Source organism: Bifidobacterium ruminantium DSM 6489 (genome assembly GCF_000770925.1).
GTDB lineage: Bacteria > Actinomycetota > Actinomycetes > Actinomycetales > Bifidobacteriaceae > Bifidobacterium > Bifidobacterium ruminantium.
In genome coordinates this window covers 1-12,578 of record NZ_JDTK01000032.1, presented here as the reverse complement: position 1 = coordinate 12,578, position 12,578 = coordinate 1, and the positions used below count along the sequence as shown (strand labels likewise).

11 protein-coding genes are annotated in these 12,578 nt (G+C 62.3%); 10 read left to right on the top strand and 1 reads right to left on the bottom strand.

The genetic code is table 11. The annotated features are described in order from the left end of the window. Positions 1-79 precede the first annotated feature (79 nt). Complete coding sequence (gene yddG, locus OU26_RS08935; protein WP_081815688.1) at positions 80-1,093, top strand: aromatic amino acid DMT transporter YddG; 1,014 nt, start codon at positions 80-82, stop codon at positions 1,091-1,093. Between the two features lie 7 nt (positions 1,094-1,100). On the opposite strand, the gene fbaA is transcribed toward yddG, so the two are convergent. Continuing rightward, positions 1,101-2,171, bottom strand: coding sequence for a class II fructose-bisphosphate aldolase (gene fbaA, locus OU26_RS08930; protein WP_026647164.1), 1,071 nt, complete (start codon positions 2,169-2,171; stop codon positions 1,101-1,103). A gap of 341 nt (positions 2,172-2,512) precedes the next feature. Between fbaA and OU26_RS08925 the strand changes: the two genes are divergently transcribed. From OU26_RS08925 to OU26_RS08885, 9 genes are all read left to right on the top strand, one after another. Next, positions 2,513-3,799, top strand: a complete 1,287-nt coding sequence (locus OU26_RS08925) for an adenylosuccinate synthase (RefSeq protein ID WP_026647163.1) — start codon at positions 2,513-2,515, stop codon at positions 3,797-3,799. 263 nt (positions 3,800-4,062) lie between these two features. Continuing rightward, the gene (locus OU26_RS08920; RefSeq protein ID WP_026647162.1) at positions 4,063-5,574 is read left to right on the top strand and encodes a ClC family H(+)/Cl(-) exchange transporter; all 1,512 of its coding nucleotides are present in this window, start codon (positions 4,063-4,065) and stop codon (positions 5,572-5,574) included. Between the two features lie 215 nt (positions 5,575-5,789). Further along, positions 5,790-6,857, top strand: coding sequence for a fluoride efflux transporter FluC (locus OU26_RS08915; RefSeq protein WP_026647161.1), 1,068 nt, complete (start codon positions 5,790-5,792; stop codon positions 6,855-6,857). Then, entirely contained in the window at positions 6,857-7,243 is a 387-nt protein-coding gene (locus tag OU26_RS08910; protein WP_021913524.1) for a fluoride efflux transporter FluC, read from the top strand. The genes OU26_RS08915 and OU26_RS08910 overlap by 1 nt, the downstream gene beginning before the upstream one ends. Before the next feature lie 133 nt (positions 7,244-7,376). Continuing rightward, entirely contained in the window at positions 7,377-8,819 is a 1,443-nt protein-coding gene (locus OU26_RS08905; RefSeq protein ID WP_026647160.1) for an ABC transporter permease subunit, read from the top strand. Positions 8,820-8,822: 3 nt separating this feature from the next. Next, positions 8,823-9,806 (top strand): branched-chain amino acid ABC transporter permease, encoded by a 984-nt coding sequence (locus OU26_RS08900; protein WP_026647159.1) that lies wholly within the window; start codon positions 8,823-8,825, stop codon positions 9,804-9,806. Beyond that, positions 9,799-10,830 (top strand): ABC transporter ATP-binding protein, encoded by a 1,032-nt coding sequence (locus OU26_RS08895; protein ID WP_026647158.1) that lies wholly within the window; start codon positions 9,799-9,801, stop codon positions 10,828-10,830. Before OU26_RS08900 ends, OU26_RS08895 begins: the two co-directional genes overlap by 8 nt. A gap of 55 nt (positions 10,831-10,885) precedes the next feature. Continuing rightward, entirely contained in the window at positions 10,886-11,641 is a 756-nt protein-coding gene (locus tag OU26_RS08890) for an ABC transporter ATP-binding protein (RefSeq protein WP_229027003.1), read from the top strand. 367 nt (positions 11,642-12,008) lie between these two features. Continuing rightward, on the top strand, positions 12,009-12,578 hold a 570-nt coding region (locus tag OU26_RS08885; RefSeq protein WP_033499103.1), incomplete at its 3' end, for an ABC transporter substrate-binding protein.

Genomic DNA, 12,578 nt, shown 5'->3' with positions numbered 1-12,578 from the left:
GTCCGATTCTCCAGAATCGGACACGTGGGGTGGCTGGGCGCGTGTCATATGCAGATGACCGACGGGTAGGCTGAAGCTTGTGCATGCAGAGAAGAACCCCCGTAAAAACAAGGTCTCCCATACCGTTGCGAACGCCGCCGGTCCGGAAACCGGCACTGTCCAGGAAGCTGGCAGCGCCTCGTCCCACAATCCGCTGCTCGGCCACGCGACATCGCACGCTGCGACGCTCGTCGGTCTTGCCGCGATCGTGCTGTGGGGGTTCATGGCGGGCCTGGTGCGGCTTGTCTCCGAGTCGTTTGGTGCCACGCTCGGCTCAGCGCTCATTTATACCGTCGGCGGCGTGATGCTGCTTATCGTGCGCCGTCCCAAGCCGATTCGCCGAGCGCCGCGTAAATATCTTCTGCTGGGTGGCGTTATGTTCGTGGCGTACGAGGCGTCGATTTCGCTGTCAATCGGTCTGGCGACGACGAATGCGCAATCCGTTGAAGTCAGTTTGGTCAACTACCTGTGGCCGACGCTGCTGGTGTTGATGACCGCAGCGTTGTCGCGTAAACATGGCGCGGTCGTCAAAGCGTTGCCCGGCGCGATCGTAGCTACCATCGGTGTGGCGCTCGCGGTCGGCGGCGAAAGCCTGAACGTGCAGGAGGCGATCGGCGACATCGCCAGCAATCCACTGCCGTATCTGCTTGCGTTCGCCGGTGCTTTCATCTGGGCGATTTATGCGAGTGTGACGCCGGCAATGTCCGAAGGCTACGATGGCACGACGATATTCTTCTGCTGCGTCGCCGTATTACTGTGGATTATTCATCTCATGTCAGGCGATGGCCTGCCGGCCGCGACCCCCGGCATCGGCGGCTATGTGGCGTTGGCGGCTTGCGCGCTTTCCATCGCCGGCGGTTATGCTTGCTGGGGTTATGGCATGCTTCATGGCAACATGGAGACGCTGGCGATCGGCTCGTATGCGACCCCGATCTTCTCCACGGCATCCAGCACGCTGCTGCTGGGCGTGGCGTTGGGCATGCCGTTCTGGATTGGCGTGGCGTTGGTGGTGGCCGGCTCGCTGATCAACCTGTGGTTTGCGCGCCGGCCCTGAGCGGCGCTTACTTCAACGCGCGACCGGCGGAACCCAGCTGCTGGCACGCTTCGACCACGCGTGCCGCCATCGCCGTCTCAGCTTCACGTCCCCAAGAACGCGGATCGTACATCTTCTTGTTGCCGACCTCGCCGTCGATTTTCAGCACCGCATCGTAATTGCGGAACATGTGTCCTGCGATCGCACGCGAGAACGCATACTGCGTGTCCGTGTCGATGTTCATCTTGACCACGCCGTAGCTCACCGCTTCCGCGATTTCGGCGGGCGTCGAGCCGGATCCACCGTGGAATACCAGCGGGAACGGCTTGCCTTCCGGCGCGTTGCGCAGCGCGTTGGCCGAGCCGGCCAGCCGCCCATCATGCGCCGCGTTCCACACTTCCGTCTGGATGTCGCGCAGCAGTTTCGGACGCAGCTGCACCACGCCCGGCTTGTACGCGCCATGCACGTTGCCGAACGTGAACGCCGCCATATAGCGGCCGCGCTCACCTAGGCCCAGTCTCTCCGCCACGCGCACGCCATCGGCGGGCGTGGAATACAGTTTCTCGTTGATTTCCGCGGAATGGCCGTCCTCTTCGCCGCCGACCGCGCCGATTTCGATTTCCAGCACGGTGTGCGCCTTCACGGATTTCTCGAGTAACTCTTCGGCGATATCAAGATTCTCTTTCAACGGCACTGTGGAGCCGTCCCACATATGCGACTGGAACGTCGGTTCCTCACCGCGACTGACCTGCTCCGCTTCATGCGCAAGCAGCGGCCGCACCCACTCGTCCAGATACTGTTTGGCGCAATGATCGGTGTGCAGCGCCACGGTGATGCCTGGATAGCGCGCGGCCACTTCGTGTGCGAACGCGGCGAACGCGAGCGATCCGACCACGCGATCGTTTACGCTCTGGCCCGAGAAATAGGCCGATCCGCCCACGGACACCTGGATGATGCCGTCGGATTCCGCTTCGGCGAAACCCTGCAACGCGGCATTCAGCGTCTGCGTGCTCGTCACGTTGATCGCAGGATAGGCATACCCGCCACGGCGCGCGGCATCCAGCATCTCGGCATAACGTTCAGGTGTTGCGATAGTCATGGTTCCATTATGCCGCTGTTTCGTGACGCGACGGGTGGCTTGGCGGCGCGGTGTGGTTTGGGGTTCGGGCGATTCCGTATCCGCCGTAGCCGCTGTAGCTCGCATAGTCCGCGTGTCCGTTTCTGGCGAATCGGACGTTTGTGGTGCGATTTCTGGTGTCTGGATGTCCGTTTCTGCAGAATCGGACATGTGTGGTGTGGCGCACCAAGCATGTGTGGTGTGGCGCACACGTCCACCCGTGCCATAGAGCAATCCCACCGTCGCCATTCCGCCGCTGCGCAGTAGAGGGCTCACGGTACGCTGTTTTCGGCGGAAACAAGGCAACATCGTGGAGGTGCGTTATGCCGGGAATCGTGTTGATTGGCGCTCAGTGGGGCGACGAAGGTAAGGGCAAGGCTACCGATCTCATCGGAACCAAGGTCGACTATGTCGCACGTTTCAACGGCGGCAACAATGCAGGCCACACCGTGGTCGTCGGCGACGAATCGTACGCACTGCACCTGCTGCCGTCCGGCATCATCAGCCCCAACACCACCCCCGTCATCGGCAACGGCGTCGTCGTCGATCCGGAAGTGCTGTTCCAGGAGATCGACGGCCTTGAAAGCCGTGGCGTGGACTGCTCCCGACTGCTGGTGAGCGAAAGCGCGCACATCATCGCTCCGTACCACCGTGTGCTCGACAAGGTGACCGAGCGCTTCCTCGGCAAGCATAAGATCGGCACCACCGGCCGTGGCATCGGCCCGGCATACGCCGACAAGATCAACCGCGTGGGCATCCGCGTGCACGACCTGTTCAACGCGGAGCACCTGCATGACAAGGTCGAGGCCAGCCTGCATCAGAAGAACCAGATGCTCGTCAAGCTGTACAACCGTCGCCCGATCGACGTGGACGAGACCACCGACGAGCTGCTCAAGCTGGGCGAACGCCTCAAGCCGTACGTGGCCAACACGTCGCTGGTGCTCAACAAGGCGCTCGACGAGGGCAAGACCGTGCTGTTCGAAGGCGGACAGGCCACCATGCTCGACGTGGATCACGGCACCTATCCGTTCGTGACCTCTTCCAACCCGACCGCCGGCGGCGCCTGCACCGGCACCGGCGTCGGTCCGACCAAGATCAACCGCGTGATCGGCGTCGCCAAGGCGTATGTGACCCGCGTGGGCGAAGGCCCGTTCCCGACCGAGCAGTTCGGCGAGGAAGGCGATTGGCTGCGCGCCCAGGGCCACGAGTATGGCGTGACCACCGGCCGCCCGCGTCGTTGTGGCTGGTTCGATGCGGTTGTCAATCGTTACGCGGCCCAGGTCAACGGCCTGACCGACATCGTGCTCACCAAGCTCGACGTGCTCACCGGTCTGAAGGAGATTCCGCTGTGCGTGGCGTATGACGTCAACGGCGAACGCCGCGACGATATGCCGACCGACCAAGCTGAATTCGCTGTCGCGAAGCCGATTTACGAGTCCATGCCGGGTTGGGACGAGGACATTTCCCAGATTCATGATTTCAACGATCTGCCGAAGACCTGCCAGGATTACGTCAAGCGTCTTGAGGAACTGTCCGGCTGCCGCATTTCCGTGATCGGCACCGGCCCGCAGCGCGACCACATCATCCAGATCAACTCGCTGATCGACTGAAGCTGATTCGGCTGATTCGTCGATATGAACGTCGGTAACGAACGTCAATGACAAGTGCCGGTGGGCCTGTGCCTGCCGGCACTTTGCGTATGGTGCGTGCGATGGCGTGCGCGTATGACGCACACCGCATACACACCGACGGGGTGCGCGGCGGAGGAACGGAAAAGGGGAGTGCGATGACTGCAATGCCGCCTAACGACAGGTTCGACAGGTTTGACAGGTTCAGCAAACTGGTCCCGCGATTCGACCACCTCAAATGGAAGATGGCCGCTGCCGGCATTCTCGTCGGCCTGATTTCCGGCTTCCTCGTCGTCCTCTACCGTCTCGGCATCGAATACGGCACCGACACCGCGCGCTGGATCTACGCGCGCATCCGCGAAACCCCGTGGCTGGTCGCACCGTGGGCGGTCGCCGCAATCGCAGCCGCGCTCGCCATCGCATGGATGGTCAAAAAAGAGCCGATGGCCGGCGGCAGCGGCATTCCGCAAACCAACGGCGTGGTGATCTGCGGCCTGAAAATGCGATGGCAGACGATTCTGCCGGTTCGCTTCATCGGAGGCCTGCTCGGATCGCTCTTCGGCCTCTCGCTCGGCCGCGAAGGACCGTCCATCCAAATCGGCGCATCGGGCGCGCAGTTCCTATCGCACCGGCTGCGCGGCAAGAAACGTGAGGACGTGCAGGAGCATTATCTGGTCACCGCCGGTGCCGCGGCCGGCCTGTCCGCCGCGTTCAGCGCACCGCTGTCCGGCATGATGTTCGCTTTGGAAGGGGTGCATCGCAGTTTTTCGCCCGCGATTCTGATGGGCGCCACCGCCGCGTCCCTGACCGCCGATTTCGTATCGAAATACTGTTTCGGCCTGCGTCCGGTGCTTGACTTCGGCACCATCGGCCAACTGCCGCTCGGCGAATACGGGTGGCTGATTCCGCTGGGATTGGTGGCCGGTTTGGTTGGTTCGCTGATGAACCGTTCGCTGCTCGGCTTCCAAACGCTGTACGGCAAGCTTCCCGCATGGAGCCGCCCTTTGATCGCGATCGCACTCGCGCTGCCAATCGGCATTTGGCTGCCTGACGTGCTCGGCGGCGGCTCGAACCTGATCGCCATGGCCGAGCATGCGCGCGTCGGCTTGGGCATGCTGTGCGTGCTGTTCGTGGCGAAAGTGCTGTTCACCTCCACCAGCTTCGGTTCAGGCGCTCCCGGCGGCATTTTCATGCCGATTCTCGCGGTTGGCTCACTCGCCGGCGGTATCTGCGGCGAGACGTTGCGCCAGTTCGGCAACCTGCCGTCCGATTCCGTGGCGATTTTCTCGGTATGCGTGATGACGGGCACGCTGGCCGCGTCCGTGAAAACACCGATCACGTCGATTCTGCTGGCCGTGGAAATGTCCGGCACGTTGACGCACATGCTGCCGGTCGCCGCCGTCGCGTTCATCGCACTGCTCGTCTCCGACCTGCTGCGTACGAAACCGATCTACGGCGAGCTGCTGGAACGGTACATGCGCGCGCAAGGCGGCACGACGGCAATCGCCAATCGCATCGACAACGGCATCATGGAACTGCCTGTGGAAATGGGCGCGACCGCGGACGGCAAGCTGATGCGTGACGTGCGCTGGCCGTACGGCTGTCTGGTGATTGGCCTGCGTCGCGGCGAACGGCAGATCGTGCCGCATGGCGATACGCGGCTGCGCGCCGGCGACTATCTGGTCGTGCTGTTCAGCGGCGAGGACGAAAGCGACGCACGGCATGCGATGCGGCGGTTGTGCGACGTGTCCGTCTGACGCGGCCGTACCGTCTTCCATAACCATTCGTAGACGTCTAGGGCCACCCGAAGTTATCCACAGTTATCCACTGAATCGGACATGTTCGATGTTTGGTTGCAACGCACGTGTAGACTCGTACAAGGTTAGGAAGACGGCACCTGCGGCCAGCTCGTTGCCATATGGCTGGGGCGGAACGACGCTGTCCGCGGAAAGCCAAGTACAAGGGGAACGTGATGGAATCGCAAGAACAACGGGCGGCAGACTCGCCAAACGCGGGTGATGAGCCGAATCCCGCCACACAGTCGATCGACGTCGCCGAAGTGGCGCGTGCGGATGTGCGCCCGTCCGGTGCCGCCGCATCCAAGCATCCGCCGCAGATTCCGCTCGCGCCGATGAAACGCATGCAGGCGCGATTCAACCCTCTTGCCGATGGTCTGATGTATCTCGTGGTGTTCGTCGGCGGCTTCGTCGGCGTCGGGTTCCGTCGTGCCACGGACCTGCTGCTGCCGTCGGTGAACGGTTCGCCGTTCGTGGTGGGCATGTTCGTGTCGAATATGCTCGCCTGCTTCCTGTTTGCGATGCTGACCGAATACATGGCGACCGCGTCGTGGCTGCGCCGCAGGGTGCGGCAGGCCGTCAGCCGTGGCGTCGGGCTTGGTTTGCTTGGCGGACTATCGACGATGTCCGGCGTGATGTTGGAAACCATGGAAGGCATGCGCGAGCAGCGTTTCGGCAGCGCGCTCGGCTATCTTGCGGGAAGTTTCGCTGGCGGTCTGATCGCGGCCGCGGTTGGCGTGGCGCTGATGCAGGCGTTGCTGGCGCGCGGCACACGCAAGCGGGTCCGTAACGCGATCGCCGATGCCTCCACGGCTTCCGTATCCTCAATGTCCGATTCGGGCGATTCGGACGCGTACGGCATCGTGCAGGACGTCCAGATGACCGACACTGCAGTATCGGCTACGCAGAGTGTTACGCAGACGGTCCCCATGGCCGATTCGGGCGAATCGGACGTGCCGGACGCGCAAAACGTGCAGAACAACGTGCCGGGCGTGCAGGGCGTGCGCCACGTGAGGGTGGCGGATGCGGCGCATTCGGCCGCGCAGGCCGCGTTGGAGGCCGCGCAGGCGGCACAGCAGGCGGCCCAGGTCGCCCAGCAGGTCGCGCAGACCGGGCAGGTGCCGAAAATCGAATCGCAGCCGCAGTCATCGCAACCCGTCGCACCTCTGCCCAGCTTCGAACCCAAGCCGGTCACCGCGGAAATTCCGCTCGTCGCCGACCCGACCACAGGGGAGGTGCGCTGATGACCTGGATGATCTGCCTGTTCGGCGGCATCGGCGCCATGGCCCGTTATGTGCTTGACGTGTCGATCCAACGCAGCTGGAACCGTGACGGCAACCACAGCTTCCCCCTGGCCACGCTCGTCATCAACGGTGTCGCTTCCCTGTGCGCCGGCATCGCCATGATGTCGTACTATGCGCAGTCGGTGGATATGGGCACGGTAATGACGTTCGTTGTGGGGTTCCTCGGCGGATTCTCAACATTCTCGTCGGCGATCAACGAGGTGCTGTCGCTGATTCGCAAACGCCGTTTCGCCATGGCCCTGGGCTACGGCGCTGCCACGGTCGCGGTGCCGCTCGCCTGCGTGGCGCTCGGATTCGGCATCGCCATGCTGGGCGGCCACGCATAGCTGTCACCGGCTCAGCCTCGCGTAATTTTCACGTTACACGGGCGGTCATCGGGTAACGTTCAGGAAATCTGAGCGCAACCGCGCGAGCTGTTTCCTCTCCTACGTTGTGAAAGCAACAAGAGAGGAAAAACCTATGACAGCCGTAACGTATCTCACACGGCATCGTCGACCGGGAATCGTCATACTCTGTTCGATTGTCGCCGTTCTCTCGATGCTTTTCGTACTCCCTCCCGCCATCGCGTCCGCCGCCGATTCCGGCGCGCAGGCCGTCGATGAATGCAATCCGACCGCCAGCAACGGCTGCGTCAACGGCATCCTGCAGGACGCCGACAAGAAGCCGATCGCCGACGTCACCATCACGCTGTCCGGCAAGGCAACCGCGGAAACCAAAACTGCGGCGGACGGCAAATGGGCCTTCTCCGTTGCCGATGACGGCGATTACACCGTCACCATCGACGCGTCCGTTGCGCAAGAGCACGGCCTGAAGGCAAGCAGCGCGACGGTGACGATCAGGAAAGCCAGCTTCGACAAGCAGCGCGGCGTTGTCCGATTCGACCAGGCGGGCGATTCCGCCGGCAGCGGCACGTCCGGCACATCCGGATCGTCCGGCTCGGCAAACGGCACGAAAGGCGCGACCGGCACATCCGGATCGACGGCGGCCACGCAATCGCCAGTCAAAAAAGACGGCTCCAATGTCGGCAAACGCATCTGGCAGCAACTGTATTCCGGCATTATCTTCGGTCTGATGCTGGGCCTCATGTCCGTCGGCATGAACCTCGTCTACGGCACCACCGGCCTGCAGTCGTTCTCACACGGCGAACAGGTGACGCTCGGCGGCCTCATGGCATACGTCGGCACGCAGATGCTGCACATGCCGCTCATCGCCTCCGCCATCTTCGCCATCGTCATCGGCGCGCTGACCGGCTTCATCCAAAACGAAATCGTCTGGGGGCCGCTACGCAGACGCCACGTCGGCACCATGCAGCAGATGATCGTCACCATCGGCCTGTCCATGGCGTTGCAGTACACGTTCCAGTTCTTCTTCGGTGGCGACATCAAAGGCATCGTCAAATCGGTGCCGGACAGCTTCCAGCTCGGACCGATCACCACCGACATGCCGACGCTGGTCTCCGCGCTCATCGCCATCTGCGTGATCGTCGGCGTCACCCTGTTCCTTTACAAGACGCGACTCGGCCGCGCCACACGAGCCGTGTCCGACAACGCGGCGCTCGCCGCGGCATCCGGCATCAACGTGGACCAGGTGGTCCGCGTGGTCTGGATCCTCTCGTGCGCGATGGCAGCCCTGTCCGGCGTGCTGCTCGGCGTCTACCTGAACGGCATCTCCTGGAACACCGGCGCGACCCTGATCCTGCTGATGTTCGCCGCGGTGACGCTCGGCGGCCTCGGCACCGCCAACGGCGCGTTGATCGGATCGTTGGTCATCGGCATCGTGGCGGACATGAGCTCGCTCGTCATCCCCAACGATATGCGTTACGCCAGCGCGCTGGCAATCCTCATCATCGTTCTGCTGGTGCGCCCGCAGGGCATCTTCGGCAAGCAGCAAAGGGTGGGCTGATCCATGGACATCATGACAATCATCTCCAACGCGGCGGGCGAGCTGATCGCCCCGACCACAGCGGCGTACGTACTCGCCGCCATCGGTTTGAACATTCACTTCGGCATGACGGGCCTTATGAACATGGGCCAGGCCGGTTTCATGCTCCTCGGCGCTTACGGATTCGCCATCACGCAGTCGATGGGCTGCAACCTGTTCGCCTCCGTATGCGCGGCGCTCGCGCTCGCGGTCATCTACGCGCTGCTGCTGGGCATTCCGACGCTGAAGCTCGGACCCGACTATCTGGCCATGGTCACATTGGCCGCCGCGGAAATCATCCGCATCATCGGCAGATCGACGGCCATGACGAACTTCACCGGAGGTTCCGCGGGCATCTCACCGCAGGACTTCACCGAGAAATTCGAATCGCTTTCGCCGCTGCCGGACGGTTCGACCACGTTCCTGCTGTGGACGTACAGCAACAACATCGCCAACTCCTGGTGGCTGCGCATCGTGGCATGGGTTTTGGTGGTGATCGCGGCGCTGCTGTGCTGGCGCTGGTTCCACTCGCCGTGGGGCCGCATGCTCAAAGGCATCCGCGAGGACGAGAACGCGATCCGTTCGCTTGGCAAGCCGGTGACGCGATACAAGATGGAATCGCTGATTCTGGGCGGCCTGTTCGGCGCGATCGCCGGCATCATCTTCGTCCTGCCGCGTTCCGTACAGCCCGATTCGCTCGGCCGCACCGTCACCTTCTACGTGTGGACGATTCTGCTGCTGGGCGGCGCGGCCACGATTCTCGGCCCGGTGCTTGGCTCCTGCGTGCTGTGGGTGCTGCTCACCTTCGTCAAGGAGATCATGCGCAACACCGTTCCCGAAACCCTCATCTCTTCCAACCAGATCGAAGCCCTCGGCTGGGTGATCGTCGGCGTCGCGCTGATGTGCCTGGTGATCTTCAGACCACAAGGCCTGTTGGGCGACCGAAAGGAGTTGGCTTTCCATGCCTGATACAACGAATTCTCCGACCACTGGCACGCAGCCGGCCACGCAACCCGCAACCGGCGTGCAACCCGTATCCGGTGTGCAGCCCGGCGTACCATTCCAGGACCTCACCAAATGGGCCACCAAAGCTCCGGAAGGCGAAACCCTCATCTCCACCGCCTATCGCGACAAAGTCACCGACGATCTGAAATTCGTCGAAAACAAGCCGGGCGTGCACAAGCCCGACCCGATCCTCGTGGCCGACAACGTGACCCGCAAATTCGGCGGCATGACCGCCGTGGACGTGAGCCACTTCGAAATCGAACGGCATGGCATCACCGCGCTGATCGGACCGAACGGCGCCGGCAAAACCACGTTCTTCAACCTGATGACCGGCTTCGATACGCCGAACACCGGCACCTGGCAGTTCGACGGCAAGGACATGGCCCACGTGCAACCCGAGAAAGTGGCGCGCATGGGCATGGTCCGCACCTTCCAGCTGACCAAGGTGATGAGCCGTCTGACCGTGCTCGACAACATGCTCCTCGGTGCCCCCGTGCAACCGGGTGAGGGCATGTTCCGCGCGCTGTTCCCCGGCATGTGGAAAAAGCAGGAGCAGGCGAACATCGAAAAAGCGGAAGCGCTGCTGGAACGGTTCCTCCTGATCAAAAAGAAGGACGATTACGCCGGCGCGCTTTCCGGCGGCCAACGCAAGCTGCTGGAAATGGCGCGTGCGCTGATGTCCGACCCGAAACTGGTCATGCTGGACGAGCCGATGGCAGGCGTGAACCCCGCGCTGAAACAATCGCTGCTCGACCACATCATGGCATTGCGCGAGGAAGGCACCACAGTGCTGTTCGTCGAACACGACATCAACATGGTGAGACACATCGCCGACTGGGTCACCGTGATGGCGGAAGGCAAGATCGTGGCCGAAGGCCAACCGAAGAGCGTGATGAACGATCCGGCCGTGATCGACGCATACCTGGGCGCCCACGCGAACGTGGACCTGGGCGACGATTCCGTGCTGGAAGACCTGAAGGAGGCCTGAAATGAGCGACATCGCAAGCGTGGCCGACGAGCCGCTGACCCGCGCGCAGATCCACATGGGCGAGCCCGAAGGCGAACCGTTGCTCGACGCGGTCGATTTGGTGGCCGGATACATTCCCGGCGTGAACATCCTGAACGGCGCATCCCTGACCCTGCATGAAGGCGAGATCGTCGGCATCATCGGCCCGAACGGCGCAGGCAAATCCACCCTGCTCAAATCATTGTTCGGCCTGGTGCACATCCACTCCGGCAAGCTGCTGCTGAAAGGCGAGGACATCACCAACCTGCGCGCCGACAAACTCGTCTCCCGTGGCGTCGGCTTCGTGCCGCAGACCGAAAACGTCTTCCCCAGCCTGACCATCGCGGAAAACCTGCACATGGGCGCGTTCCAAGCACCGAAACTGTTCAACGAACGCTTCGACTACGTGTGCTCCATCTTCCCCAAACTCGGCCAGCGCAAAAACCAGCTCGCCGGCCAGCTTTCCGGCGGCGAACGTCAGATGGTGGCCATGGCCCGCGCTCTCATGATGAAACCATCCGTCCTCCTACTCGATGAGCCCTCCGCAGGTCTGTCCCCAATGCTTCAGGACGAGACCTTCATCCGCGTGCGCCAGGTCAACAAAGCCGGAGTCTCCGTAGTCATCGTCGAACAAAACGCCCGCCGCTGTCTGCAGATCTGCGATCGCGGCTACGTCCTCGACCAAGGACGCAACGCCTACTCCGGCAAGGGCCGCGACCTGATGAACGATCCGAAAGTCGTCTCCCTCTACCTGGGCAACCTGGAAGAAGAGGTTCAAGAGGAAGGAAGGTAGGACCCAGGAAATCGCGGAACGGAGCGTATACCGCCTTTCCTTGCCGCTCGACGTACGTTCGTACGCCTTCGGGCTCGGACGGCGGTCTCCGCACGCGTTCCGCGATTTCCCCCTATGATTCAAAATTCTCAATTCCGATTACCGCTGTTGGGGCACTGCCCGACAGCGGCTTCGGCATGCCTGAAAACAAGCTCAAAACCTTGTGTTTCCAACAGTTTTCGGGCTTCACCTTCGGTTAACTTCACGCATACACATTCGGTTTCCTCGGCACTTATAGTGCGATTCAAGATGGTCGAGCAACACATCTCGATAATCGTCACCAAGGGTTCGGCAATCAGCGGAGCCAAGAGAGGAAACGGTGATTCAAATGAAGAAGATCAACATGAAGGGCATGAGGAAACTGTCCATCACAGCCACCGCCATGGTGGCCGCCGCAGTCATGGCGCTCGCCGGCTGCGGTTCATCCAACTCGTCCAGTTCATCCAGCAGTTCGGCAAGCACCTCCGGCACCAAAACCAGTAAGTTCGTGCTTGGTGGCCTATGGCCGGAAACCGGCTCACTGGCCTACCTGGCCCCGCCGGAACTGGCCGCCGAAAAACTTGCCGTCAAAGACATCAACGATGCTGGTGGCGTGCTCGGCAACAAGATCACCACCGTAGACGCCGATACGTCCGATGCTGACCATGCCGACCAGAACACGTCTGCGGCACAGTCCGTGCTGAGCAAGAACCCGTCATTCATCATCGGCCCGGCCTCCAGTTCCGTGGTCAAGAACACCTACAAGTCCATCACCTCACAGAACGTTCCGATGCTATCGATGGCCGCCACCTCGGCCAGCTTCTCCGGCCTTTCCGACTACTTCTTCCGCACCGTCGCGCCGGACACCGTGCAGGGCGCGGTCATGGGCAACCTGATCGCCCAGGACGGCGTGCAGAAG

What these genes read in the sequence shown, in the direction of transcription:
- OU26_RS08900 (WP_026647159.1), top strand. Translation starts at nt 8,823, where the DNA reads ATGGACATCATGACAATCATCTCCAACGCGGCGGGCGAGCTGATCGCC.
- OU26_RS08920 (WP_026647162.1), top strand. Translation starts at nt 4,063, where the DNA reads ATGGCCGCTGCCGGCATTCTCGTCGGCCTGATTTCCGGCTTCCTCGTC.
- OU26_RS08925 (WP_026647163.1), top strand. Translation starts at nt 2,513, where the DNA reads ATGCCGGGAATCGTGTTGATTGGCGCTCAGTGGGGCGACGAAGGTAAG.
- OU26_RS08910 (WP_021913524.1), top strand. Translation starts at nt 6,857, where the DNA reads ATGACCTGGATGATCTGCCTGTTCGGCGGCATCGGCGCCATGGCCCGT.
- OU26_RS08915 (WP_026647161.1), top strand. Translation starts at nt 5,790, where the DNA reads ATGGAATCGCAAGAACAACGGGCGGCAGACTCGCCAAACGCGGGTGAT.
- OU26_RS08895 (WP_026647158.1), top strand. Translation starts at nt 9,799, where the DNA reads ATGCCTGATACAACGAATTCTCCGACCACTGGCACGCAGCCGGCCACG.
- fbaA (WP_026647164.1), bottom strand. Translation starts at nt 2,171, where the DNA reads ATGACTATCGCAACACCTGAACGTTATGCCGAGATGCTGGATGCCGCG.
- OU26_RS08890 (WP_229027003.1), top strand. Translation starts at nt 10,886, where the DNA reads ATGGGCGAGCCCGAAGGCGAACCGTTGCTCGACGCGGTCGATTTGGTG.
- OU26_RS08905 (WP_026647160.1), top strand. Translation starts at nt 7,377, where the DNA reads ATGACAGCCGTAACGTATCTCACACGGCATCGTCGACCGGGAATCGTC.